This is a genomic window from Cupriavidus laharis (genome assembly GCF_914271435.1).
Taxonomy (GTDB): Bacteria; Pseudomonadota; Gammaproteobacteria; order Burkholderiales; family Burkholderiaceae; genus Cupriavidus; species Cupriavidus laharis.
On the sequence record NZ_CAJZAI010000007.1, the window covers coordinates 187,663 to 211,926 of the forward strand.

At 65.2% G+C, this 24,264-nt stretch carries 25 protein-coding genes; 10 read left to right on the forward strand and 15 right to left on the reverse strand.

Annotation, left to right across the window (positions count from 1 at the left end; all coding sequences use genetic code 11):
* Positions 1–20 precede the first annotated feature (20 nt).
* The 3 genes from secF to LDO29_RS16120 all read left to right on the forward strand — a co-directional run bounded on the left by secF (position 21) and on the right by LDO29_RS16120 (position 1,772).
* Positions 21–992: a protein translocase subunit SecF gene (gene secF, locus LDO29_RS16110; protein WP_224080789.1), complete on the forward strand. Its 972-nt coding sequence runs from the start codon at positions 21–23 to the stop codon at positions 990–992.
* Between the two features lie 190 nt (positions 993–1,182).
* Positions 1,183–1,461, forward strand: coding sequence for a ribbon-helix-helix domain-containing protein (locus tag LDO29_RS16115; RefSeq protein ID WP_224080790.1), 279 nt, complete (start codon positions 1,183–1,185; stop codon positions 1,459–1,461).
* Positions 1,458–1,772: a type II toxin-antitoxin system RelE/ParE family toxin gene (locus LDO29_RS16120; protein ID WP_224080791.1), complete on the forward strand. Its 315-nt coding sequence runs from the start codon at positions 1,458–1,460 to the stop codon at positions 1,770–1,772. The genes LDO29_RS16115 and LDO29_RS16120 overlap by 4 nt, the downstream gene beginning before the upstream one ends.
* Before the next feature lie 71 nt (positions 1,773–1,843).
* Here LDO29_RS16120 and LDO29_RS16125 read toward each other — a convergent pair whose 3' ends face one another.
* The 8 genes from LDO29_RS16125 to purB form a co-directional block, all read right to left on the reverse strand.
* Positions 1,844–2,851, reverse strand: a complete 1,008-nt coding sequence (locus LDO29_RS16125; protein ID WP_224080792.1) for a response regulator — start codon at positions 2,849–2,851, stop codon at positions 1,844–1,846.
* Entirely contained in the window at positions 2,848–3,981 is a 1,134-nt protein-coding gene (locus LDO29_RS16130) for a hybrid sensor histidine kinase/response regulator (protein ID WP_224080793.1), read from the reverse strand. The genes LDO29_RS16125 and LDO29_RS16130 overlap by 4 nt, the downstream gene beginning before the upstream one ends.
* A gap of 7 nt (positions 3,982–3,988) precedes the next feature.
* Positions 3,989–5,320, reverse strand: coding sequence for a sensor histidine kinase (locus LDO29_RS16135; RefSeq protein ID WP_224080794.1), 1,332 nt, complete (start codon positions 5,318–5,320; stop codon positions 3,989–3,991).
* A 64-nt stretch (positions 5,321–5,384) separates the two neighbouring features.
* Positions 5,385–6,776, reverse strand: coding sequence for a class I SAM-dependent methyltransferase (locus tag LDO29_RS16140; RefSeq protein WP_224080896.1), 1,392 nt, complete (start codon positions 6,774–6,776; stop codon positions 5,385–5,387).
* Between the two features lie 374 nt (positions 6,777–7,150).
* The gene (locus LDO29_RS16145) at positions 7,151–7,741 is read right to left on the reverse strand and encodes a YceI family protein (protein ID WP_224080795.1); all 591 of its coding nucleotides are present in this window, start codon (positions 7,739–7,741) and stop codon (positions 7,151–7,153) included.
* An 85-nt stretch (positions 7,742–7,826) separates the two neighbouring features.
* Positions 7,827–8,399, reverse strand: coding sequence for a YceI family protein (locus LDO29_RS16150; protein ID WP_224080796.1), 573 nt, complete (start codon positions 8,397–8,399; stop codon positions 7,827–7,829).
* A gap of 103 nt (positions 8,400–8,502) precedes the next feature.
* A complete protein-coding gene (locus LDO29_RS16155; protein WP_224080797.1) occupies positions 8,503–9,054 on the reverse strand; it encodes a cytochrome b in 552 nt (183 codons plus the stop codon).
* A 256-nt stretch (positions 9,055–9,310) separates the two neighbouring features.
* Positions 9,311–10,687, reverse strand: coding sequence for an adenylosuccinate lyase (purB, locus tag LDO29_RS16160; RefSeq protein ID WP_224080798.1), 1,377 nt, complete (start codon positions 10,685–10,687; stop codon positions 9,311–9,313).
* A gap of 367 nt (positions 10,688–11,054) precedes the next feature.
* Here purB and LDO29_RS16165 point away from each other — a divergent pair, with 367 nt between their 5' ends.
* Entirely contained in the window at positions 11,055–11,669 is a 615-nt protein-coding gene (locus tag LDO29_RS16165) for a glutathione S-transferase family protein (protein WP_224080799.1), read from the forward strand.
* Between the two features lie 59 nt (positions 11,670–11,728).
* On the opposite strand, the gene mnmA is transcribed toward LDO29_RS16165, so the two are convergent.
* Together mnmA and LDO29_RS16175 are read right to left on the reverse strand one after the other, a co-directional pair.
* Positions 11,729–12,817, reverse strand: a complete 1,089-nt coding sequence (gene mnmA / locus LDO29_RS16170; RefSeq protein WP_224080800.1) for a tRNA 2-thiouridine(34) synthase MnmA — start codon at positions 12,815–12,817, stop codon at positions 11,729–11,731.
* Complete coding sequence (locus tag LDO29_RS16175) at positions 12,814–13,305, reverse strand: NUDIX hydrolase (RefSeq protein WP_224080801.1); 492 nt, start codon at positions 13,303–13,305, stop codon at positions 12,814–12,816. Before LDO29_RS16175 ends, mnmA begins: the two co-directional genes overlap by 4 nt.
* Positions 13,306–13,549: 244 nt before the next feature.
* Between LDO29_RS16175 and LDO29_RS16180 the strand changes: the two genes are divergently transcribed.
* The 6 genes from LDO29_RS16180 (at position 13,550) to LDO29_RS16205 (ending at position 19,280) form a co-directional block, all read left to right on the forward strand.
* A complete protein-coding gene (locus tag LDO29_RS16180; protein WP_224080802.1) occupies positions 13,550–14,671 on the forward strand; it encodes a Re/Si-specific NAD(P)(+) transhydrogenase subunit alpha in 1,122 nt (373 codons plus the stop codon).
* A 61-nt stretch (positions 14,672–14,732) separates the two neighbouring features.
* The gene (gene panD / locus LDO29_RS16185; protein WP_224080803.1) at positions 14,733–15,095 is read left to right on the forward strand and encodes an aspartate 1-decarboxylase; all 363 of its coding nucleotides are present in this window, start codon (positions 14,733–14,735) and stop codon (positions 15,093–15,095) included.
* 4 nt (positions 15,096–15,099) lie between these two features.
* Positions 15,100–16,233 (forward strand): HAD family hydrolase, encoded by a 1,134-nt coding sequence (locus LDO29_RS16190; protein ID WP_224080804.1) that lies wholly within the window; start codon positions 15,100–15,102, stop codon positions 16,231–16,233.
* Positions 16,234–16,317: 84 nt separating this feature from the next.
* Positions 16,318–16,641: an NAD(P) transhydrogenase subunit alpha gene (locus LDO29_RS16195; RefSeq protein ID WP_211945740.1), complete on the forward strand. Its 324-nt coding sequence runs from the start codon at positions 16,318–16,320 to the stop codon at positions 16,639–16,641.
* Positions 16,641–18,116, forward strand: coding sequence for an NAD(P)(+) transhydrogenase (Re/Si-specific) subunit beta (locus tag LDO29_RS16200; RefSeq protein WP_224080805.1), 1,476 nt, complete (start codon positions 16,641–16,643; stop codon positions 18,114–18,116). The genes LDO29_RS16195 and LDO29_RS16200 overlap by 1 nt, the downstream gene beginning before the upstream one ends.
* Positions 18,117–18,233: 117 nt before the next feature.
* On the forward strand, positions 18,234–19,280 hold the full coding sequence (locus LDO29_RS16205; protein WP_224080806.1) for a response regulator: 1,047 nt from the start codon (positions 18,234–18,236) through the stop codon (positions 19,278–19,280).
* Between the two features lie 27 nt (positions 19,281–19,307).
* Here LDO29_RS16205 and LDO29_RS16210 read toward each other — a convergent pair whose 3' ends face one another.
* The 5 genes from LDO29_RS16210 to holA all read right to left on the reverse strand — a co-directional run bounded on the left by LDO29_RS16210 (position 19,308) and on the right by holA (position 24,252).
* Positions 19,308–20,561, reverse strand: coding sequence for a THUMP domain-containing class I SAM-dependent RNA methyltransferase (locus LDO29_RS16210; RefSeq protein ID WP_224080807.1), 1,254 nt, complete (start codon positions 20,559–20,561; stop codon positions 19,308–19,310).
* A gap of 71 nt (positions 20,562–20,632) precedes the next feature.
* Positions 20,633–21,238: a 2-hydroxychromene-2-carboxylate isomerase gene (locus LDO29_RS16215; protein WP_224080808.1), complete on the reverse strand. Its 606-nt coding sequence runs from the start codon at positions 21,236–21,238 to the stop codon at positions 20,633–20,635.
* A 37-nt stretch (positions 21,239–21,275) separates the two neighbouring features.
* Complete coding sequence (locus LDO29_RS16220; protein WP_224080809.1) at positions 21,276–21,698, reverse strand: CopD family protein; 423 nt, start codon at positions 21,696–21,698, stop codon at positions 21,276–21,278.
* Positions 21,699–21,840: 142 nt separating this feature from the next.
* Positions 21,841–23,121 (reverse strand): glutamate-5-semialdehyde dehydrogenase, encoded by a 1,281-nt coding sequence (locus LDO29_RS16225; RefSeq protein WP_224080810.1) that lies wholly within the window; start codon positions 23,119–23,121, stop codon positions 21,841–21,843.
* A 72-nt stretch (positions 23,122–23,193) separates the two neighbouring features.
* Entirely contained in the window at positions 23,194–24,252 is a 1,059-nt protein-coding gene (gene holA, locus LDO29_RS16230; protein ID WP_224080811.1) for a DNA polymerase III subunit delta, read from the reverse strand.
* Positions 24,253–24,264 lie beyond the last annotated feature (12 nt).

A 24,264-nucleotide genomic window follows, 5' to 3' on the forward strand; every position in this document is an offset into this window, starting at 1 on the left:
GGAATCATCAGGACAACATCATGGAATTCTTCCGCATCCGGCGCGACATTCCGTTCATGAAGCACGCGTTGGTCTTCAACGTGATTTCCTTCCTGACGTTTGCCGCCGCCGTGTTCTTCCTGTGGCACAAGGGGCTGCACCTGTCGATCGAATTCACCGGCGGCACGGTGATGGAGGTCAACTACCAGCAGGCGGCCGATCTTGAAAAGATCCGCGGCCAGGTGGGCAAGCTCGGCTATACCGACGTGCAGGTGCAGAACTTCGGCACCTCGCGCGACGTCATGATCCGCCTGCCGCTGCAGAAGGGTCCGGACGGCAAGCAGGTCACCTCGGCCCAGCAGAGCGAGCAGGTCATGGGCGCACTGCAGGCCGCCACGCCTGACGTCAAGCTGCAGCGCGTGGAGTTCGTCGGCCCACAGGTCGGCAAGGAACTGGCTACCGACGGCCTGCTGGCGCTGCTGTGCGTGGTGATCGGCATCGTGATCTACCTGTCGTTCCGCTTCGAGTGGAAGTTCGCTGTGGCGGGCATCATCGCCAACCTGCACGACGTGGTGATCATCCTGGGCTTCTTCGCGTTCTTCCAGTGGGAATTCTCGCTGTCGGTGCTAGCGGCCATCCTGGCGGTGCTCGGCTACTCGGTGAACGAGTCGGTCGTGATCTTCGACCGGATCCGCGAGGCCTTCCGCAAGTACCGCAAGATGACCACGCACGAGGTCATCGATCACGCGATCACCAGCACGATGTCGCGGACCATCATTACCCACGGCTCGACCGAAATGATGGTGCTGTCGATGTTCTTCTTCGGCGGCCCTACCCTGCACTACTTCGCACTGGCGCTGACGGTCGGCATCCTGTTCGGTATCTACTCGTCGGTGTTCGTCGCCGCGGCGTTGGCCATGTGGTTCGGCGTCAAGCGTGAGGACCTGGTCAAGGGCGAGAAAAAGGCTGGTGGTACGGATCGCGACGATCCGAACTACGGGGCTCAGGCCTGAACACCACCACACTAGATCGACGCGGGGGCAAGTATGCCCCCGTTTTTTTTGGCCGACGGTTCGGCCGGGTTCGGCGCCATGCAGTCCCCTCTGGCTGGCTGCATCGAAAAAGCGGTATTTAAGGCACTTAAGCTGGACGCCACTAGGACCCGAGAGTAGGATTGAATCCTACTTGCGCACGGAGGCTACCATGCGAACCACCCAACAACTAAGCGTCACACTCCCTACCGAAATGGCACACGCCGTGAAGGAAAAGGTGCGTAGTGGCGAGTACGCCAGCGAAAGCGAGGTCATTCGTGATGGCCTTCGCACGCTCTTCGCACGCGACCGGGCCGTGGAGAACTGGCTGCGCGAAGAAGTTGTACCGGCCTATCAGGCCATCAAGGCAGATCCCTCGCGAGGCCGCACTGCCGAGGAGATCCGCACCCGCCTGGCCGAAGAGCTTGCCAGGAAGACCCACACAGGATGAGAACCTGTCAGGTCATCTTTACCCCCGAGTTCGAAGAGCGGCTCGCGGATCTGTTCCACTACATTACCGAGGAAGCCGGCTCTCCAGTGGTCGCGGCGCGGTACACGGATGCGATCGTCAGCTACTGCGAGAGCCTTGGCGCCTTTCCACATCGGGGCACCATGCGCGATGACCTGCAGCCAGGTTTGCGCATCACCCACTACAGGGGCCGCACCGTGATCGCGTTCGTCGTGGATGGGGACCAGGTATTCATGACTGGCCTGTTCCACGGTGGCCAGGACTACGAAACGAAGCTGGGAATGGGCGGCTGATCCTGCTCCTTTCGCGCTTTCCGATGGGAATGCCCCCGAAGGCAGCAATTCCTGTCGACGGAAGCCCCCATTCAGGCCAGTTCCGAAAACCGCTCGATCCAGATCGCCAACCGGTCCGTCGAGAAGCTGGCCGCGCGTTCACCGTTGCGGCAGGCAATGGTCTCGCCTTCGCGCACAAGTTGCAGCGCGCCGCCGGCCTCTTCCAGCCACAGCAGGCAGGCCAGCCATGTCGCATGCTGCGCCGAAACCGCTTCGCCTACGGGCTTGGCAACGAACTCGCTGAGCGCGGACGGAGATGTCCACACCACGGCTTCGCCGTCACGGCGCACGGTGCTGTCGCCGAGCGATTCGGCAATGACCTGCACCGCGTCGGCGGCACCGCGCCCCGCATAACGCGTGCGCAAACCCGCGAGCTGCGTGGCTACAGCGTGGCCGAAGCTGCCGCTACGCTCGCTCTCGGCGCGCACCAGGTCGGCATAGTCCATGCGTTGCCAGTCGGGCTCGGCGTTGCGCGCACCGGCCAGCTCGGTGGCGGCCAGGTACGTTTCCACGGGCTGGAAACGGCCTGGCCCGATCAGGCTCGCGCACAGCGCGTGCACCATGCCGATGCGCGTGGCCACGGTCTGCGTCTGCAGCACGCTCAGCTTCTCGCGCACGAGCTGGTCGCGCTCCTTGCGCAGGCCCGCCATTTCCAGCGCCTGCTTCAGCTCCATGCGCAGCGCGGTGATGTCCCACGGCTTCTTGATGTAGCGGTGGATCTGCCCCTGGTTGACCGCCTCGACGGTCTGGTCCAGCTCCGAATAGGCCGTGGTCAGGATCCGCACAATATGCGGATAGCGCTCGCGCGCATGGCGCAGCAGCTCATTGCCGTACTCGCCCGGCATGCGCTGGTCGGACACCAGCACCGCCAGGCTGTCGGCGTGCGCCTCGAGCAGCGCCTTGCCCTCTTCCACGGAGCCGGCGGTCACGACAGGGGCCAACGCACCGATCGCGCGCTGGAAATATTTGACGGCTGTCGCCTCGTCGTCGACGAACAGAATCGCCGGGGGTGGTGCCTGGGTGGCATTCGGTTCGCTCATCGGTCACTCCTGTGCATTCGATTCTTGAAACTTGGGAAGTCCAGCGTCACCGTCGTGCCGGCTCCGGACGCTGAGGCGATCCGGATGCCGCCGCCAAACGACTGCATGACGCGGTTGCAGAAAATCATGCCGAGGCCGCTGCCGCCGGCCCCGGCGTGGGTGGTAACAGGATCCACGAGCAGGCGGTCCATCACTTCGGGCGGAATGCCTGGCCCGTTGTCGCAGATGCGGATCTCCTGGTGTGGCTGCGCCACCACGACAAAACGCAGCGACGGCGCGGCCACGTCGCCGAGCGCGCGCAATGCATTGCTCATCACCGAGGAAAGCACCAGCGCCACGCAGTTGGGCAGCGTCTGCACGGGGAAGTCGCCGTGCATCTCGACCTGGACCCAGCTACGCTGGTCGCCGGTGAAGGGATAGGTATCGAGCAGCGACGCGACCAGCGCACCCGCGCTCACCTCGGCGCCCGGTTCCTGCCGCGCCGGCGCACTGCCCGCACTGCTGCGCACGGACTGCAGGAAGGACGACAGCACCGCAAGGCAATATTGAGCGTTGTCGTGCATGGCGCTGGCGGCCTGGCCGATCTCGCCCTGACGCTGTGCGCTGTATCCGGCCGCCACGCGGCCTTCGATGCCGCGCGCGAAATTGGCGATGGCCGCCAGCGGCGTGTTCAGTTCGTGTGCCAGGAAGGCCAGCGTCTCGTCGATGGCCATCAGTCGCTGCTGCCGCAGCGCCCGCTCGCGTGTACGCTCCACGGCAAGGCGCAGCACATTGCGCACATCGCCGACGCTCAGCGGCTTTTCCAGGATACGGAACACCTCGCCGGTGTTGACCGTCTGCAGCAGCACGTCCTTGTCGGCATAGGCCGTGACGAGGATACGGACGATCTGCGGGAATTCCTCCGCCACCTGGCGCAGCAGGTCGCCGCCGTCGCGCCCGGGCATGCGGAAGTCGGTCACGAGGATGACCGTGCGCGCACCCATGCCTCGCAGCATGTCAATGGCTTCATCGGCGCCGGCGGCCACCAGCACCTCGTACTCATTGCCCACGGCGCGCGCAAAGTACTTGCGCGCCATGTCTTCATCGTCAACGTAGAGCACGGTGGGCCGTGCCTGCTGGACATCAGTCATGGCCTGTTCACTCCGCGCGCGGCAGGTCAAAGCTGAAGGCGGCCCATTGGCCGAGTTCGCTCTCGGCATACAACTGGCCGCCGTGCCGCTCGATCACCGCGTAGCTGATCGACAGGCCCAGGCCCAGGCCCTGCCCCACGTCACGGGTCGTGAAGAACGGCTCGAACACGCGGGCCAGGTTCTCCGGCGCAATGCCCGGACCGTTGTCCTGGACACGCACATGCAGCCGGTTCTTCGCCCACTTGACCGTGGTATGGATGGCCGGCGCCGCCGTGCCTGCCTTGCGCATGGCCAGCGCGGCGTTGGAGAACAGGTTGATCAGCACGCCGATGACGGCGGCTTCGTCGCCGAGCACCAGGGTGTCGTCCGGCAGGTCGCGCGTCACCTTCACGCCGCGCAATTCGTGGGCCGTGAGGCGGATCGAGGAATCCAGCGCCTTCTCGAACAGGAACGGCGTGCCTTCGACCTCGGCACCGGGCTTGCGGTAGGCAAAGGTTTTGAGGTCGGACACGATATGCTGGATGCGCTGCATGCCCTGCTTGGCATCGACGAGGCACTCCTCCAGCGATGGGTTTTCCTTGGCCTGCGGCTCTTCCATGGCCACCTCGATGGCCATCAGGCAGAAGTTCACCGGGTTGTTCACCTCGTGCAGGAGGCCGGCGGCGAGCGTGCCGATGGCGGCCATCTTCTCCTGCTGCAGCATCTGGCCCTTGATATCGACGAGCTTGCGGTTGATCACCTCGAGCTCGGCATTCTTTTCAGCCACCTCGGCCTTGAGCCGGAACAGCATGAAGCGCGCCCGTTCGTTGAAGAAGGTGTAGACCCCACTGGCGGCCGCGGCGAACAGCAGGAACAGCGAATTGACGATGAAGGTACCCAGTGGCTCGATCCCGCCGGGATGCAGCAGGCAGGCGAGTGCGTACAACAGGTACGACAGGATGCCGAACACCAGGTTCTGCCACAGCCCGAACGGCAGCGCGATGCCCGAGGCAAAGATCGCCAGGTTGAGGCCCACGTAATAGGGCGACTCCACGCCCTCGGTCTGCGAGATCATCCAGGCGATCATGATCTGCGGCAGCAGCAGCCACGTCAGCGTGAGCCAGGGCGCAAAGCGTCGCCCGGCCGCGCTGTAGAGCATGACCACCACGCCGGCGATCAGCAGCGACACCACCACGCGCGCGAGCCCGAAGGCCAGCTGCTGCTGCGGATACTGCCCGTAGTCCAGCCCTACCCCGAGCAGGACGAGCACGATGGCGGTATAAGCGCCGCCGCGGCTGAACGCGAGGCGAAAATCCGCCAGTTCGGACTGGTAGCCCGCATATAGTTGGTTCGTACTCATGACCTGGTCCGGTGGGGCGCCGTCGCGCCAGCCGGCTGGCGCGGAACGGTGCACGGTCAGTGCCTCATTGAATGGTCGCTTCGGCAAACACGTTGACGCCGGTGGCATCGACATAGATCCGGTGCCCGTGCGAGTTCTCGGGCAGCAGCGCCGCCATGCCCGGGTCGTCCCGATAGATCAGGTACCACTCGAGCAGGTGCTCCATGCCAAACTTCTCGGGATTGTCCGCGTGCACGTTGGTGACCAGGACCTGCCCGCCAGACCGGGTGCGCGATGCGAAGTACGACAGCAGGCGCGAACACACCTTGTCCGACAGGTAGTCGAAGAGACCCGCGCAATAGACGGCATCGAACTCCCTGGCATCGATATCGTCCGGGGCGATGCGGCGCTTGAGCAGTTCGTGCACCGACTGGTGCACCATCTCTACCGAGACCTTGTGCCCGGCCTGCGCGGCGGCGCGCTCGATCGAGGCCTTGGTGTATTCGAGCGTCTCTTCGCTGAAGTCGACAAGCTGGAACGACAGCATTTCCGCGTGCTCGTATTCGCGGACAAAGCGCTGGATCTCGAAGGCCGGGCCACAGCCTACGTTCAGCACGCGGAACGGGCGCCCGGCCTGCCTGGCGCGATCGGCCTGCCGCTTCAGGAAATCGATCAGCAGGTCGATGCGGTTGCGGTGGGCCGTGGCCACCGCCGCCTTGAGGAAGGCGGTGTTGACGATCTGGAAGTAGGTGGTAGGCCCCTGCTGCGGATCGCTCAGGATCTGGTTCACCATTTCGTAGTCGCCGGCGTAGCCAAGCGGCTTGGTGAAGGTCCGGTAGACGAACGGCGCGCGCAGCAGCAGCGGATGCAGCGCCGCCTGGGCATAGGTGCGATGCACCGGGGCAATCTCCGGATCGACGCGCTGCGCCTCGCCCTCGAGCCAGTCGAGATAGCGCTTGGTGCGGCCCATGATCGGCGTGGCGAGTTCGTAGAACACGTCTTCGCGCAGGCGGCCCTCCACCTTGGGCAAGGACTCGGTCAGGTCGACCTGCTCCACCCAGCGCGACACTTCGGACAGGAAGGCGCGCATCTCGTTGACCACGATCTGGTAGTCGCGCCGGATATTGAAGCGCGCGTCCCAGTCCTGCACGAAGAGCTCGGCCTCACGGGCCACGGACTTGGGCTCGTTGTTCAGGTCGGTCAGTTCGCGCCATTCGTCGATCAGCGTCAGCGACACCACCGCGGTCAGGCCGGTATTCACCAGGCTCATGACCACGGCCTTGCCAAGGTAGGCGTTCTTTGCCCCCATCCGGACACTGAGCTCGCTCAGCACCTCGCTGACCTGCACGATCGAATACGGATTGTAGATTTCCATCACCAGAGACTTTCTCTGGAGATTGATGATCGTGCCCCGCACCTGCTCACCCTGCGAGTTGCGGAAACTGACCACCGGATCGATTTGCGTTTTGGAATACACGGTATTGCGCCAGGGGAAATCCGAGAAACGCTGCGGGCCATACAGCCTGGGCAGATCGGCCGGGTACGGCATGCAGGGGCGAGTGGGACGCGGGAACGGCTACCGGAACGGGGAACGACTGCGAAAGCTCATAGTAATGCGCGATTGCCTGAGTTTGGCGCGAGGGCTGGCTCGCCTCGCAGGCGGGCGGGCGCCGTTGCCTGCACCGGTGGTGGTGAAATGCCTCGGACCATTGTACTGTGGCTGCCGCATGTCGTACAACCAAGTGCACAGTGCGTCCCGCACCTGCCAGCCAGCGCATGAAAAAAGCCGGCAGATGCCGGCTTTCTCGGTGTACTGCGGACAGCGGCGGATATCGGCCGCGGCTACCCGGCTTACTCCGCGCGGACGCCTTCGACCTGGATCGCCAGCTTGACCTCGGGCTTGAAGCCCATCTTCACGCCATAGTCGAGACCGAAGTCGGCACGGTTGAACTGGCCGACCGCGTCGGCGCCGCAGGCCTCGCGCTTGAGCATCGGGTGCTGGATGCACTTGAAGTCGCGGATTTCCAGCTTCACGGGCTTGGACACGCCGCGCAGGGTCAGCACGCCGTCCACCTCGGTCGGGACATCGCCCTTGAACTTGCTGAACTTGCCCTTGTAGCTGGCTTCCGGGAAGGCCTCGACGTCGAACATGTCGGGGCTCTTCGCATGCTGGTTCAGCTTGGCATTGCCGAAGTCGATCGAGGCCGGGTCGATCTTCACCTCTACCGTGCCGGACTTGGCGGCACGGTCCAGCGTGACGACGCCGCTGGACTTGTCGAACTTGCCGCGCCACGTCGACAGGCCGCCGAGATGGTCGGCCTCGAAGCTCGGGTAGGTGTGGGTCGGATCGAGGTTGTAGGTCACGGTGCTGGCCGAGGCCACGCCAAAGGCGGCGGTTGCGGCAATGGCCGCCACGGCGGTCATGAGGGTACGCAGTTTCATGGGATCTCCCGACAAAAGGTTGGAGAGGAACATCAACAGAAATGGCAACAGTTGTTCAGTACGTGAAGTCCGGCGATGCCAGGTTTCACTTCTTTGCTGCCATCACGATTCGGAACTTGATCTGCACGTCGTCGGCCACCACGGAAGTGTCCTTCCATTCACCGTCGCCGATATTGAAAGCCGTGCGCTTGATCGGCAGCACGCCTTCGAACACCTGGGCGCCGCCGTCCTGGCGATACGTGGCCGGGATGACGACGTCCTGGGACTTGCCCTTGATGGTCAGCTTGCCGGCCACTTCATACTTGCCCGGCGTGCCGTTCTTGATGCTGGTGGACTGGAACACGGCCTTCGGGTACTTCGCCGCGTCGAACCAGTCCTTGCCCTTCACTTCCCTGGTGGTCTCGGCGTCGGCGATCTCGAAGCTCGACACGTCGATCTCGACCTTGGCCGACGACGTTGCCAGCTTGGCCGGATCGAAGTCGACATTCGCATCAAACTTCCTGAACTTGCCCTCCATGGGGACGCCGATCTGGCGCGCCACTGCGGTCACCGAACTCTTGGCGGCGTCGATCTGCGCCCAGGCAAGGTTGGCGGCAACACCGGTGGTGGCCAGCACGGCGGCCAGCAACAGTGAACCGGGGCGGGGAATGCGTTTCATCAATGACTCCTGTCAGTGGGCGGCGCCATGCGCCGCACATCAGAACCGAAAAAGGATTTCTCGAACAGTAACTACCGGAGGGGCCGGCCTCCGGATGCATGGCCTAGCGCAAGAACGGCAGCATGCGGCCAAGCGTGCCGTCGCGATCGACCACCTGGTGCTTGATGGCAGCGGCCGCATGCACCGTCACCACGGCCGCCATCAGGTAGTTCAGCCAGATGTGCGCGACCTTGAAGACTTCCTTGAGTTCGTCGCTGGGCTCGATCAGCACCGGCATCTTCCACAACCCCAGGTAGACCACGGGCACGCCCGCAGCCAGGCTGTACAGGTAGCCCGTGATGGGTACCACGAGGATCAGCACGTAAAGCAGGTGGTGAGCAGCCGCAGCCGCCTTCGCCTGCCACGCCGGCGTGCCGGCGGCCACCGGCGGCGCGGCATGCGTCGCCCGCCAGAGCACACGCACTACGGCGATGGCGAAGACGGTCACACCGAGCCATTTGTGCCACGAAAACAGCTTGAGCTTGGTCGGCGTCAGTCCCGGAATGCCGGTCATGTACAGGCCGAGCCCGAAGGCGGCGAAGATCAGCAAGGCAATGATCCAGTGCAAGCTGATGGCCGTGGCGCTGTAGCCGGCGGCAGTGGCATTCGAACGCATCCAGTTCCTCCGCCCGTATCGCGGGCGTTTCACAATCTTTGGGCAAGTCCGCAACGGGGAATCCGGCCCCCGCGCTTTGAATTCTCGCATTATTGCGGCGGAATGTGCGCAGATGCAGGACAGTCCTTAATTAAGTTATTCAAATGATTTGAAGCGGCATTGTGTCGCAAGGCGCAGCCCCGCGATCCGACCCCGTATCAAGCAAAAAAGCCACCCGTTCGGGTGGCTTCTTCGTATCGGCGGGACCGGTCGAGCGTCAGATCCGCTCGGCCAGCGCCACAGCCTTGCCGATGTAGCTGGCCGGCGTCATGGCCAGCAGCAGGTCCTTGGCATCCTGCGGAATGGCCAGGCCAGTGATGAAGGTCTGCAGCGCCTCGCGCGAGATGCCCTTGCCGCGGGTCAGTTCCTTGAGCTGCTCGTACGGGTTGGGCACGCCGAAGCGGCGCATCACGGTCTGCACCGGCTCGGCCAGCACTTCCCAGCAGTTGTCGAGGTCTTCGTTCAGGCGTTCGGGATTGGTTTCCAGCTTGCCCAGGCCGCGCAGGCAGGCCTCGTAGGCCAGCAGGCTGTAGCCGAAGGCCACGCCGATGTTGCGCAGCACGGTCGAATCGGTCAGGTCACGCTGCCAGCGCGACAGCGGCAGCTTTTCCGACAGGTGGCGCAGCACCGCGTTGGCCAGGCCCAGGTTGCCTTCGGAGTTCTCGAAGTCGATCGGGTTGACCTTGTGCGGCATGGTCGACGAGCCGATTTCACCGGCCTTGGTCTTCTGCTTGAAGTAGCCCAGCGAGATATAGCCCCAGACGTCGCGGTTCAGGTCCAGCAGGATCGTGTTGGCGCGCGCAACGGCGTCGAACAGCTCGGCCATGTAGTCGTGCGGCTCGATCTGGATGGTGTACGGATTGAAGGTCAGGCCCAGGCGGGTTTCGATGACCTGCTTCGAGAACGCCTCCCAGTCGAACGTCGGGTAGGCCGACAGGTGCGCGTTGTAGTTGCCCACGGCGCCGTTCATCTTGCCAAGCAGTTCCACGCGCTCGATGCGTTCGATGGCGCGCGCCAGGCGCGCGGCCACGTTGGCCATTTCCTTGCCCAGCGTGGTCGGGCTGGCCGGCTGGCCATGGGTGCGCGACAGCATCGGCTGGGCCGCATTGGCCTTCGCCAGTTCCACCAGGCGCGCCTGCACGCGCTTGAGCGCCGGCACCACCACGCCTTCACGGGCGCCCTTGAGCATCATGCCGTGCGAGGTGTTGTTGATATCTTCCGAGGTGCAGGCGAAGTGAATGAACTCGCTCGCCGCTTCCAGCTCGGCGTTGCCCTTGACCTGTTCCTTGAGCCAGTACTCGACGGCCTTGACGTCGTGGTTGGTCACGGCCTCGATTTCCTTGATGCGGGCAGCGTCGGCTTCAGAGAACTTGTCCACCAGGGCCAGCAGCGCGGCTTCCGAGGCAGCCGAGAACTTCGGCATGTCGGGCAGGCCGGCCTGGGCCAGCGCGATCAGCCAGTGCACTTCGACCTTGACGCGGTTGCGCATGAAGGCCGCTTCGGACAGCCATTCGCGCAGCGCATCGGCCTTGGAGGCATAGCGGCCATCGATGGGGGACAGGGCAGTGAGCGGCGAAAGCGAAGAGGTGGACATGCTGGCAACCGGGGAGAATGGGGGTACGGGATGGATCGCAGGCGCGCCATGCGCGGGGGGCGCCCCGCGGGCAGCTGGCAAGCGGCCGATACGCCGCACCGCGCTGGTCCTGCGGCTGACGGCGCTGACGGGCCGGCGCCGCGCAACTGGCGATTTTACCATCCATGCCCCGGAACCGGTGCAACGCTCCAGCAGCGCCATGGGACATCCGTTCGGGAGGCCTCATTCGCCATGCGGCGCGGGTATACTCGCGCTCGCCGTTCCGCTAGCCTGTTATGAAGTGCATTGGGCAAGCACAGGGCCAGAGGCTCCTGCGCCGCTTGCCGCCGAGCGTCGATGCACTTCATAACAAGCTCGAGGGGAGAAAATGAAGCTGTTCGCGTCCCAAACCAGTCCCTACGCGCGCAAGGTGCGCGTAGTGATGGCGGAAAAGAAGATCGACTACCAGTTGATCGAAGAGAACGTCTGGTCAGCCGATACGGTGATCGGCCAATACAATCCGCTCGGCAAGGTCCCTTGCCTGGTCATGGAGGACGGCAGCTCGATCTATGACTCGCGCGTGATCGTCGAATACGTCGACACGCTCACGCCGGTCAGCCGCCTGATTCCACAGGGCGGGCGCGAGCGCCTGGAAGTGCGCTGCTGGGAAGCGCTGGCCGATGGCCTGCTCGATGCCGCGCTGCTGGCGCGCCTGGAAAACACCCAGCGCGAACCGCACGAGCGCAGCGAGCGCTGGGTGCAGCGCCAGCTCGGCAAGATCAACGCCGCGCTGGCCGCCATGTCGAACGGCCTGGCGGATCGCCCGTGGTGCAGCGGCAACCACTATTCGCTCGCCGACGTGGCCGTGGGCTGTGCGCTGTCCTACCTGGACTTCCGCTTCCCGGAAATCAACTGGCGCGAGCGCCACCCGAACCTGGCGGCGTACCATGAAAAGCTGGCCAAGCGCCAGTCGTTCATCGACACGGAACCGCCGAAGGCCTGAGCCCGGCCCCGGAAACCAAAACGCCCGCGCATGCGGGCGTTTTCTCTTTCAGGCCGCGCTTACTGCGCCGACTGAATGATTCCGCCGCCGAGACAGACATCGCCGTCATACAGGACCGCCGACTGGCCCGGCGTGACGGCCCACTGCGCTTCGGCAAACGCCAGCTTCAGCGTGTCGCCGTCGACCGTATCGACCACGCAAGGTGCATCGCTTTGGCGGTAGCGCGTCTTCGCCGCCATGGCGGCACCGGCCGCGGGTGGCTCGCCCGCCACCCAGGACAGGTCGGCGGCGACCAGCGTGGGCGTGAGCAGCCACGGGTGGTCGTGGCCCTGCACGACATAGAGCGTATTGGCCGCCATGTCCTTGCGCGCCACGTACCACGCGTCGCCATTGCCGTCGCGGCTGCCACCGAGGCCAATACCCTTGCGCTGGCCGAGCGTATAGAAGGCCAGCCCGATATGCTCGCCGACCACCTTGCCGTCGGGCGTCTTCATCGGGCCCGGCTTGGTCGGCAGGTAGCGGTTCAGGAAATCGCGGAACGGCCGCTCGCCAATGAAACAGATGCCGGTCGAGTCCTTCTTCTTCGCATTGGGCAGCCCGATCTCGGCGGCGATCTCGCGCACGCGGGTCTTCGGGATCTCGCCCAGCGGGAACAGCGTGCGCGAAAGCTGGGCCTGGTTCAGGCGGTGCAGGAAATAGCTCTGGTCCTTGGTGTGGTCCAGCGCCTTGAGCAGTTCGAAACGGCCGGCCGCGTTCTGCCGCACGCGCGCATAGTGACCCGTGGCGATGGTCTCGGCGCCCAGCGACATGGCGTGGTCGAGAAAGGCCTTGAACTTGATCTCGGCATTGCACAGCACGTCCGGGTTCGGCGTGCGGCCAGCGGAATACTCGCGCAGGAAATCCGCGAACACGCGGTCCTTGTACTCGGCGGCAAAGTTCACCGCTTCGACGTCCACGCCGATCAGGTCGGCCACAGACACCACGTCGAGCCAGTCCTGCCGCGTGGAGCAGTATTCGCTGTCGTCATCGTCCTCCCAGTTCTTCATGAACAGGCCGATGACCTCATAGCCCTGCTGCTTGAGCAGCCACGCGGTGACCGACGAATCGACCCCGCCCGACATGCCGACGACGACCCGCTTGCCACTCACGATGCGTCTCCGGCAGCCAGCACCGACGGGTGCGTGTAGAGCGCATCGAGCGCAAAGCGCTTGCCGGCCAGGTAGTCTTCCACGCAGGCCAGCACCAGCGGCGTACGGTGGCGCTCGGGGCAGGCGCGGATCTCTTCGGCGCTCATCCATACAGTGCGCACGATGCCGGTATCGAGCTGGCGGCCTGCGTCGAGCGAGCCCAGGTCTCCGGTAAACGCGAAGCGCACATAAGTCACATCCGTGCCGGTGCGCGACGACAGCGCACGGCCCATGTAGCAGCCCAGCAGCGCACGCGGCTCGAAGGTATGCGCGGTCTCTTCCAGCGTTTCGCGGATGACGGCGCGGATGAGGCTTTCGCCCGGATCCAGGTGGCCCGCCGGCTGGTTCAGCCGCAGGCCGTCACGGGTTTCTTCTTCCACCAGGAGGAACCGGCCGCCGCGCTCGATGACCGCGGCAACCGTCACGCTGGCATTCCAGTCACGTGGCATGATGCACATTTTTTAGGCAATCCGGCATTTTACCGGTTGCGAGGGCATTGTGCAGCGCGGCGACGGCGCTTCGGCGGTCTCGTGACGCTCCGCCAAAACCCGACCGATCAGTCACCAACAATCGTCAGATTCCTGTAAGCTGCGTGAAAAATTGTGCGCTGCAGGTGTCAACAACCCTGGCGCGCAACGGGCCAGACGTCGGCTCGTCCATCAGATATGACGCCAGCAAAAGGAGAAATTGACGATGTACATCGGCATCCCGCAGGAGACGCGGGCCGGCGAGACTCGCGTCGCCGCCACCCCGGAAACCGTCAAGAAGTATGTCGCACAAGGCCACAAGGTGGTGGTGCAGGCGGGTGCCGGCGTACGGGCCAGCCAGCCTGACAGCGCCTACGAGGCCGTCGGCGCGACCATCGGCACCGCCGCCGAGGCGCTCGGCGCGCAACTGGTGCTGAAGGTGCGCGCGCCGGAAGCCGCAGAACTGGCGCAGATGAAGCCGGGCTCGGTGCTGGTGGGCATGCTCAATCCGTTCGATGTCGAGAACAACGCGCGCATGGCCGCCGCGTCGATCACCGCCTTCGCGCTCGAAGCCGCGCCGCGTACCACGCGCGCGCAGAGCATGGACGTGCTCTCCTCGCAGGCCAATATCGCCGGCTACAAGGCCGTGCTGGTGGCCGCGCACCATTACCAGCGCTTCATGCCGATGCTGATGACCGCTGCGGGCACCGTCAAGGCCGCTCGCGTGCTGATTCTGGGCGCCGGCGTGGCAGGCCTGCAGGCGATCGCCACAGCCAAGCGCCTGGGTGCCGTGATCGAGGCCTCGGACGTGCGCCCGGCCGTGAAGGAGCAGATCGAATCGCTCGGCGGCAAGTTCCTCGACGTGCCGTTCGTCACCGACGAAGAGCGCGAAATCGCGCAGGGCGTAGGCGGCTATGCCCGCCCGATGCCGCCGGACTGGATGCGCCGCCAGGCCGAACTGGTCCATGAGCGCGCGAAGCAGGCCGACATCGTCATCACCACTGCGCTGATCCCCGGCCGCAAGGCGCCCGTGCTGCTGCAGGAAGCCACGGTACAGCAGATGAAGCCCGGCTCGGTGGTGGTCGACCTGGCCGCCGCGCAAGGGGGCAACTGCCCGCTGACCGTGGCTGATGAGGTGGTCGAGCGCCATGGCGTCATCCTGATCGGTCATACCAACCTGGCCAGCATGGTCGCAGCCGACGCTTCGGCGCTGTATGCCCGCAACGTACTGGACTTCCTCAAGCTGGTCATCGACAAGGAAGGCCAGTTCACGCTGAACCTCGAAGACGACATCGTCGCGGCCTGCCTGATGTGCAACGGTGGCGAAGTCGTGCGCAAGGCGGCGTAAGTCTTCCCGGCGCCCGGCGGGCGCCGGCTGCATTCCGCATCAAGATAAGGACGCATCACCCATGCAACGCATCATGCTCCGCGCCAAGCTCCACCGTGTCACCGTGACGCAGGCGGACCTCCACTACGAGGGTTCGTGCGGCATCGACGAGGACCTGCTCGAAGCTGCCGACATGAAGGAGTTCGAGAAGATCGATCTGTACAACGTGCAAAACGGTGAGCGCTTCTCCACCTACATCATCAAGGGCCGGCGCGGCAGCGGCGAGATCTCGCTCAACGGCGCCGCCGCGCGCCGCGCGCACATCGGCGACCATCTGATCATCTGCACCTACGCGCCGATGACCGACGAAGAGATCGCCACGTACAAGCCGAAGATCATCCTGGTCGACGAGAAGAACGGCATCAAGGAAATCAAGAAGGTCTAAGCCCATGACGGCCAGCCTGTGTCGGGATTCCGTAGCGAAGGCGGCACCGTGGCGTGCCCGCCTTGGCATGCGGTTCGCGCAGGCGGCCGGCATCGGGCTGCTGGCGCTGTGCGCGGCCTGCGGTACATCGGGCGGCGGCAGCAAGGCCGATACGGCCAATGCTGTTGCCACCAGCGGCCCCAAGCTCCTCGATCCCCTGCCCGCCTGGCGTGACGGGGCGGCCAAGCAATCCATCCTGAATTTCGTCAGCAAGACCACCACACCGGGCAGCCCCGAGTTCGTCGCGCCCGAAGACCGCATCGCCGTGTTCGACAACGACGGCACGCTGTGGCGCGAAGACCCGGTGGTGGAGCTGCTGTTCGTGGTCAACCGCGCGCAGGAGCGCGCGCGGGCCGAGCCGGCACTGGCCGGACGTTCGCCCTACAAGGAATTCCTGGCCGACCCCGCGGCCTATTTCAAATCCACCGGGGAAGCAGGTGCCGTGCGCCTGCTCAACGAGCTTTACGGCAACACCTCCCTCGATACCTTTCAGGAAGACGCGCGGCGCTATGTCGCCAACGCGCGCCATCCAAAATCCAAGGCTTCGCTGCGCGAAGGCACCTACCAACCGATGCTGGAGCTGCTGGCACTGCTGCGCTCCCATGGCTACCAGACGTGGATCTGCTCGGGCGGCACGACGGACTTCATGCGCGTCGTGTCCCAGTCCTTTTACGGCATTCCTCCGCAGCAAGTCATTGGCTCCCGTCTTGCCGCCCAGTTCCGCGAACACGGCCGCGACAACGAGATCTGGCGCGAGCCGAAGATCGAAAGCTTCAACGACAAGCAGATGAAGCCGGTCAATATTGCGCTGCAGATCGGCAAGCGGCCCGTGTTCGCGGCAGGCAATGTCGGCGGCAAGGGCGATATCGCCATGCTGTCGTACTCGCAGGCGCGCAAGGGGCCGTCGTTCCAGCTGCTGGTCAACCATGACGATGCCGAGCGCGAATCGGCGTATGCGGAAAGCGACGGCGGGTCGCTGCGCGCGGCGTCCGAGCGCGGCTGGACGGTGGTGAGCATGAAGCGCGACTGGGCCCGTGTGTTCCCGGCCCCTGGCGCGGCGGCGACATCGCAGCCACCGGTGCGGGCGCAGGCGCCTTAACGGCCGGCGATATCCCGGTCGTTCGCATTCCAATACAGACAACGCAGGCGGCATCCAGGATTCAATGCAAGGGAGGAGAAGTCGATGGAGATGGTGAACCACACGGTGATCAACCTGATCATCTTTGTGCTGGCGATCTACGTGGGTTACCACGTGGTGTGGACGGTAACGCCCGCGCTGCACACCCCGCTGATGGCCGTGACCAATGCAATCTCGGCCATCATCATCGTCGGCGCCATGCTGGCCGCCGGCCTGACCGAGGGCGCCACGGGCCGCATCATGGGCACACTGGCAGTGGCCCTCGCTGCCGTCAACGTGTTCGGCGGCTTCCTGGTGACCCAGCGCATGCTGGAGATGTTCAAGAAGAAAGAGCCCAAGGCCAAGGCCGGCGCCAAGGGAGGTGCGTGATGACCGAACTCGTCAGCATGAACCTTGTCACCCTGCTCTACCTGATCGCCTCGGTCTGCTTCATCCAGGCGCTCAAGGGGCTCTCGCACCCGGCTTCGGCCCGCAAGGGCAACGCCTTCGGCATGATCGGCATGGCCATTGCCGTGGTCACCACGCTGGTGCTGATCGTCAAGCTCAAGAACGAGTTCCTGGCGGCCGGCACGGCGCAGTCCTCGGTCGGCTCGGGCCTGGCGCTGATTTTCGGCGCGCTGGTGGTGGGCGGCGGCATCGGCGCCTACGTGGCGAAAAAGGTCGAGATGACCAAGATGCCCGAACTGGTCGCGGCAATGCACTCGCTGATCGGCCTGGCTGCGGTATTCATCGCGGTGGCCGCCGTGGCGGAGCCCTCGGCCTTCGGCATCTCGCCGGCGGGCTCGCATGAGATTCCGACCGGCAACCGGGTCGAGCTGTTTATCGGCTGCTTCGTCGGCGCCATTACCTTCTCGGGCTCGGTGATTGCATTCGGCAAGCTGGCCGGGCGCTACAAGTTCCGCCTGTTCCAGGGCGCGCCGGTGGTGTTCGCGGGGCAGCACATGCTGAACCTGGCGCTGGCCGTCGCCATGATCGGCTTCGGCATCGCGTTCTTCATGACGCAGGAATGGATGCCGTTCCTGGTGATGCTGGCCATCGCCTTCGTGCTCGGCGTGACGATCATCATCCCGATCGGCGGCGCCGACATGCCGGTGGTGGTGTCGATGCTGAACTCGTACTCGGGCTGGGCGGCGGCGGGCATCGGCTTCTCGCTGAACAACCCGATGCTGATCATCGCCGGCTCGCTGGTGGGCTCGTCCGGTGCCATCCTCTCGTACATCATGTGCAAGGCGATGAACCGTTCGTTCTTCAACGTGATCCTGGGCGGCTTCGGCGGCGACGCGGCAGCCGCCGGCGCGGCCGGTGCGCAGGCCCAGCGCAACGTGAAGTCGGGCTCCGCCGACGACGCGGCCTTCCTGATGGGCAATGCCGAGACCGTGATCATCGTGCCGGGCTATGGCCTGGCCGTGGCACGCGCCCAGCACGCGCTGAAGGAACTGACCGAAAAGCTGGCCGAAAAGGGCGTGACCGTGAAGTACGCGATCCACCCGGTGGCCGGCCGCATGCCAGGCCACATGAACGTGCTGCTGGCCGAAGCCGAAGTGCCGTACGACATGGTCTTCGAGATGGAGGACATCAACAGCGAGTTCGGTCAGGCTGACGTGGTGCTGGTGCTGGGCGCCAACGATGTGGTGAACCCGGCGGCCAAGACCGATCCGAAGTCGCCGATCGCCGGCATGCCGATCCTGGAGGCCTACAAGGCCAAGACCATCATCGTCAACAAGCGTTCGATGGCCGCCGGCTACGCCGGGCTGGACAACGAACTGTTCTACATGGACAAGACCATGATGGTGTTCGGCGACGCCAAGAAGGTGGTCGAGGACATGTTCAAGGCGGTGGAATAACCACGGGCAGTCCCCCGGATCCGTGCACGATGCGCCACGCTGCCGCCCTTCGGGGCGGCAGCGCGTTATACTGGCCTGCGCTGAATTCCCAGCGTTGCTGCATGGCCCGGACGCACCATGACATTCAACCCGCACGACAGGAACCTGTCGGTTTTCCATCACCCGATCCTGACCGTCCTGGTCGATGACAGCAAGTCGTTCATCGACAGCCTGGCATTCCAGATGGATGCCTCGCGCGCGGTGGTCACATTCACGGACCCGCGCGAAGCCCTGCAGTGGATTCGCGACGCCTACGCCACACGGTTTCCCGCCTTCCTGCCGGTGCGGGTCACGCACGACGACCTGACCTTCCTCACCGAGCGGCGCACAGTGCAGCTTGATATCGACCGCATCCATCGTCAGATCCATGACGTCAACCGCTTCCTGCAGCCCGGCGTGATCGTGGTGGATTATTCGATGCCGCAGATGGACGGGCTGGAGTTCTGCCAGGCGCTGCAGGACCTGCCGTGCAAGACCATCCTGCTGACCGGCACCGCCGACGAAAGTATTGCCGTGCAGGGCTTCAACCACGGCCTGATCGACCGCTATGTGAAGAAGCACGAAGCCAACATGGTCGAGCGCCTGGGCCAGGAAATCGATGCCTTGCAGCAGCAGTATTTCGCCACACTGTCGCGCACATTGCGCGAACTGCTGACGCGGCATTCGTACTCGTTCCTGTCGGATCCGGCCATGACCGAACGCGTACGGCAGATCACCGCGCGCTATGGCTTTGTCGAGTACTACCTGTACCCCAATCCGGTCGGCATCCTGATGCTGACGGCGCAGGGCCATGCCACGCTGATGGTGATCGAAACCCACGCCGGGCTGATGAGCCAGGTCGAATCGGCCGAGGCCTACGACGCGCCGGCCGCGCTGGTCGAAGGCCTGCGCGAAGGCCGCCTGGTGCCCTTCTTCTGGCCTGGCAACGGCATGTACACGCCGGCCTGCGTCGACTGGGAGCAATATTGCCTGCCGGCCGAACGCTGCGAGGGGCGCGAGGAGTATTTCTACGCCCTGTTCGACCTGCCGCGCCACCTGCTGCAGGAGCCGGTAGTCAGCCAGCAGGCCTTCCTGGCCGACTTCGCGCGCAATCCCGACGTACTGACAGGCCGCAAGCGACCCTGACTGTCAGGCGGCCGGCGCCCGGGCCACTCAGGCGGGCTGGGGCCCGCGGTTGCCGCCCCGCACCATGTCGAAGCGGAACAGGCGGCATTCGATGTTGCCGTTGTAGAGCGGCGTGCGCCGCGATTCCTTGAGCCGCAGCCGCTTGGGCATCGACAGGTCCCCGGTGAAAACCCACGCCTGCCAGCCAGCGAAGCTCTGCTTGAGCGTGGTGGCAAAGGCGCTGGCGAACTGGTTGGCGGCGGCCTCCTCGGCCTCGTCGCGCGGCATTTCGGCCTGGGCCTGGCGGCGCTCGCCGCGCACCACGATCCGTTCGCCATACGGCGGATTCATCAGCAACAGGCCTGGCTCGGCGAACGGCGGCTGCGTGAAGCGCGCATCCACCTGCTTGGTGCGCGCCTCGCCCGGCAGGCCGGCGCGTGTCCAGTTGGCCTGCGCCATGGCGAGCATATCGGTGGAGATGTCCGACCCGGCGATCTGCAGGCCGTCCGCCGACGCCAGCATGCGCGCGCGCTGGGCATCGGCCTTGAGCTTCTGCCAGGCCTTGGTGTCCGCCCCCTTCAACCATTCGAACGCGAAGCTGCGGCTGCCACCCGGCGCGATGTCCAAGGCCACCTGAGCGGCTTCAATCAGGAACGTGCCGCTGCCGCACATCGGGTCATAGAACGGGCGGTTCGTCTGGCCGCGCACCCAGCCTGCCAGGCGCAGGATGCCCGCCGCAAGGTTCTCCTTCAGCGGTGCCTCGCCCTTCTCCATGCGCCAGCCGCGCTTGAACAGCGGCTCGCCGGTGGTATCGAGGTACAACGTGCAGTCGTGTTCGGTCAGGTGGGCATAAATGCGCACATCCGGACTGACGGTATCCACGCTCGGCCGCGCGCCCAGGCGTTCGCGCATGGCATCGCAGACGCCGTCCTTGATGCGCAGCGCGGTGAAGTTCAGGCTGCGCAGCGGCGACTTGGTGGCGGTCAGATCCACGCGGATCGACTCGTCGGGCGAGAACCACTGCTCCCAGCGCTGGCTGCGCACCAGGGAGTAGATATCGTCCTCGTGCCGGTAGCCGCGGGCGGCCACGCGCATCAGCACGCGGCTGGCAATGCGCGAATGCAGGTTGACGGCGTACGCGGCCGCCATTTCGCCCGAAAAGCTGACACCGCCCGGCACCTCGCGATGCACCTCGAACGGGGCCAGCGCCGCCATTCCGGGCCGCGCGGCGATCTCGCGCAGTTCTTCGGCGAGCGCGCCCTCCAGGCCGCGCGGGCAGGGAGCAAAGAAAGCTTGGGTCATGGATTCGGGTTCCTGCAAACAAAAACGTCCGCCGTGGCGGACGGGACGATCAGATTAATCTATGCGACGGTTCAACTGGCCGCCAGTGCGCGGTCGAGGAAGTCGAGCCGGTCCTGGCCCCAGTAGGGCTGGCCATCGTAGACGTACCACGGGGCGCCGAACACGCCCGCCGAGATCGCGTCCTGCGTGTTCTGCGCGTAGGCGGCCTGCACGGCCTGCCCCTCGCTGGCCTTGAGCAGGCTGGCGCCATCCAGACCGGCCTCGTCGGCAAGCTGCGCGAGCGTGGCGGCATCCGCGATATTGCGCTGCTGCGCCCACAGCGCCGTGCCAATGGCACCGAGGAGCTCCATGGCGCGCGCGGTGCCGTGCGCCAGTTGGGTCGCAATGATCAGCTTGCTGGCCGGGTCGCCGGACACCGGGAAATACGTCGGCTGCACGTTCAGCGGCTTACCCAGGAATTCGCTCCAGCGTGCCAGTTCGACCAGCCGGTAGGCCTGGCGCTGCGGCGGACGCTGCGCGAGCGGAAGGCCGCCGGACACCGAGAACACCTTGCCGAGATCGCACGGCTTCAGGTTGACCTGGGCGCCGTGGTTGGCTGTGATGGCGGCAAAGCGCTCATGCCCCAGGTAGACGTAGGGAGACTGCGGCGAGAAATAGTAATCGACCTGCTTGCTCATCTTGCGCTCGATTGGGAGAGTCCCTTAGGACCGGGTTTCAGAACGGCTTGACCACCACCAGGATCACTACCGCCAGCAGCACCAGCACGGGCAACTCGTTGAACCAGCGGTAGAAGGTATGCGAGCGGGTGTTGCCGCCCGCCTCGAACTTCTTCAGCAGCCTGCCACAGCCGTGGTGGTAGCCGATCAACACCAGCACCAGCGCCAGCTTGGCATGCATCCAGCCCTGCCCCGGACCGCGGCCGATGCCGTAGCCAAGGTACAGCCACAGGCCGAACACCACCGCCGGCACGGCCAGCATGGTCATGAAGCGGTAGAGCTTGCGCGCCATCAGCAGCAGGCGCTGCATGCCGGCCGGCTCGGTCTCCATGGCCAGGTTGACGAAGATGCGCGGCAGGTAGAACAGGCCGGCAAACCAGGACACGACAAAGACGATGTGAAGTGCTTTGACCCAGAGCATTGGTTTTCTTGTGTTACGCGAACGCGCCAAGGCCTGAGTAAACACCGTCGTCCCCGCGCAGGCGGGGACCCAGCGACGTCAAAAGACGCTGGATTCCCGCCTGCGCGGGAATGACGACGCTCAGATCTTGGTGAACCACGCCTCAGGTACGGATCTCGCCGTGGCCGAACACCACGTACTTCAGCGACGTCAGCCCCTCCAGCCCGACGGGGCCGCGTGCGTGCAGCTTGTCGTTGGAGATGCCGATCTCCGCGCCCAGGCCGTACTCGAAGCCGTCGGCAAAGCGCGTCGAGGCGTTGATCATCACGCTGGCCGAGTCGACTTCGCGGATGAAGCGCATGCCAGCCGAGTAGTTCTCGGTGATGATCGAATCGGTGTGGTGCGAGCCGTATTCGTTGATATGCGCAACGGCTTCGTCCAGCCCCGGCACGGTCTTGATCGCAAGGATCGGGGCCAGGTATTCCAGGCGCCAGTCTTCCTCCTGCGCATCGACGAGCCCGCTGAAGCCCGCGGCTTCCAGCGTGGCGCGCGTGGCCGGGCAGACGCGCAGCTCGACGCCCTTCTCCTGGTAGATGCGGCACAGCGGCGGCAACGCGCGCGCGGCGATGTCCTGCGACACCAGCAGCGTCTCCATGGTGTTGCACGGCGCGTAACGCTGGGTCTTGGCGTTGTCGCAGACGCGCACGGCCTTGTCGAGGTCGGCGTCGGCGTCGATGAACACATGGCAGATGCCGTCCAGGTGCTTGATCATCGGCACGCGCGCTTCTTCCATCAGCCGCGCGATCAGGCTTTTGCCGCCACGCGGGACGATCACGTCGACATACTCGGTCATCGTGATCAGGCGGCCGACTGCCGCACGGTCCGTGGTTTCGATGACCTGCACGGCCTCGGGAGGCAGGCCGGCGCTTGCCAGGCCCTCTGCCACCAGCGCGGCCAGCGCGGTGTTCGACTCGATCGCTTCCGAACCGCCGCGCAGGATAGTGGCGTTGCCCGACTTCAGGCACAGCGCCGCCGCGTCGATGGTCACGTTCGGACGCGACTCATAGATGATGCCGATCACGCCGAGCGGCACGCGCATCTGGCCGACCTGGATGCCGGTCGGGCGGAACTTCATGTTCGAGATCTCGCCGATCGGGTCGGCCAGCGCGGCGATCTGCTCCAGGCCTTCTGCCATCGTCTTGATGGCCTTGTCCGACAGGGTCAGGCGGTCGACAAAGGCAGCATCCTGCCCGTGGGCACGGGCGCGCTCGACATCGCGCGCGTTGACGGCCTTGAGCTTGTCGGCATCACGCCGGATCGCCGCGGCAATGGTCAGCAGCGCACGGTTCTTGTCGGCGGTGGAGGCGCGCGCCATCGCGCGCGATGCCGCGCGTGCCTGGCGGCCAACGCGGTCCATGTATTGGTTGAGGTCGAGCTCGGTCATGTTCGTGGCCTTCAGACGACGGCCGTCTGAGAATGTTTCTTCTCTCCCGCAAGCGGGAGAGCGGGGCAAGGATCAGCGCGCGATCATCAGCGCCAGCTGCTGCAGGCCATCCCATGGCTCTGCCGGCAACGGGCCGCTGCCCGGCGGCGGCAGGTCGGACAAACCCTTCACCTGCCGGTCCAGCCGCGCGGCCATGGACAGCGCTGCATCCAGCCGCGCCTGCGTGAGCCGCTGCGCGGCCTGCGGCACCAGCCGCTCGCGCGGGCCCCAGACCCGCAGCTCGCGCATCAGCACGGCGGCTGGCTTGCCGGCCGCGATGCCTTGCCGGACCTTGGATAATACGCGAATTTCCTCGGTCAGCGCCCACAGCACCAGCACCGTGGCCTCGCCCTCGCCGCGCAGCCCTTCGAGCATGCGCACCAGGCGCGGCACGTCGCCGCCCAGCATCGCTTCGGACAGCTTGAATACATCGTAGCGGGCCACGTTGAGCACCGCATCGTGCACCTGGTCGAACGTGAGTTCGCCGGGCGGATACAGCAGGCCGAGCTTCTGGATTTCCTGGTGGGCCGCCAGCAGGTTGCCTTCCACCTTGTCGGCAATGAACTGCAGGGCACGCCGGCCGGGCTCACCGCCTTCCACGCGCTGCTGCTGCAGCGCCAGGCGCTCCCCTACCCAGGCCGGCAGCCGGGTGCGGTCCACGGAGTCGACCTTGATCGATACGCCCGCCGATTCCAGCGCCTGGAACCAGGCCGACTTGGACGTAGCGAAATCCAGCCGCGGCAGGGTGACCAGCATCACCACGTCGGGCGATGGCTGGGCGGCCACGGCGCGCAGCGCCTCGCCACCGTCCTTGCCGGGCTTGCCGGATGGAATGCGCAGTTCGACGATCTTGCGATCGCCGAACAGCGACATTGACTGCTGCGCCTCGACCAGCTGGCCCCAGTGGAAATTGCGCTCCGCCACGAGCACGTCGCGCTCGGAAAAACCGGCTTCGCGCGCGGTCTGGCGCAGACGGTCGACCGCCTCGAGCACCAGCAGGTGCTCGTCGCCATGGACCACGTACAGCGGCGCCAGGCCCTTGGCCTTGGCCTGCCGCAGGTGGGCGTCGAGTCCGTCGAGCTTGAGCTGCATGCCGGTGCGGGA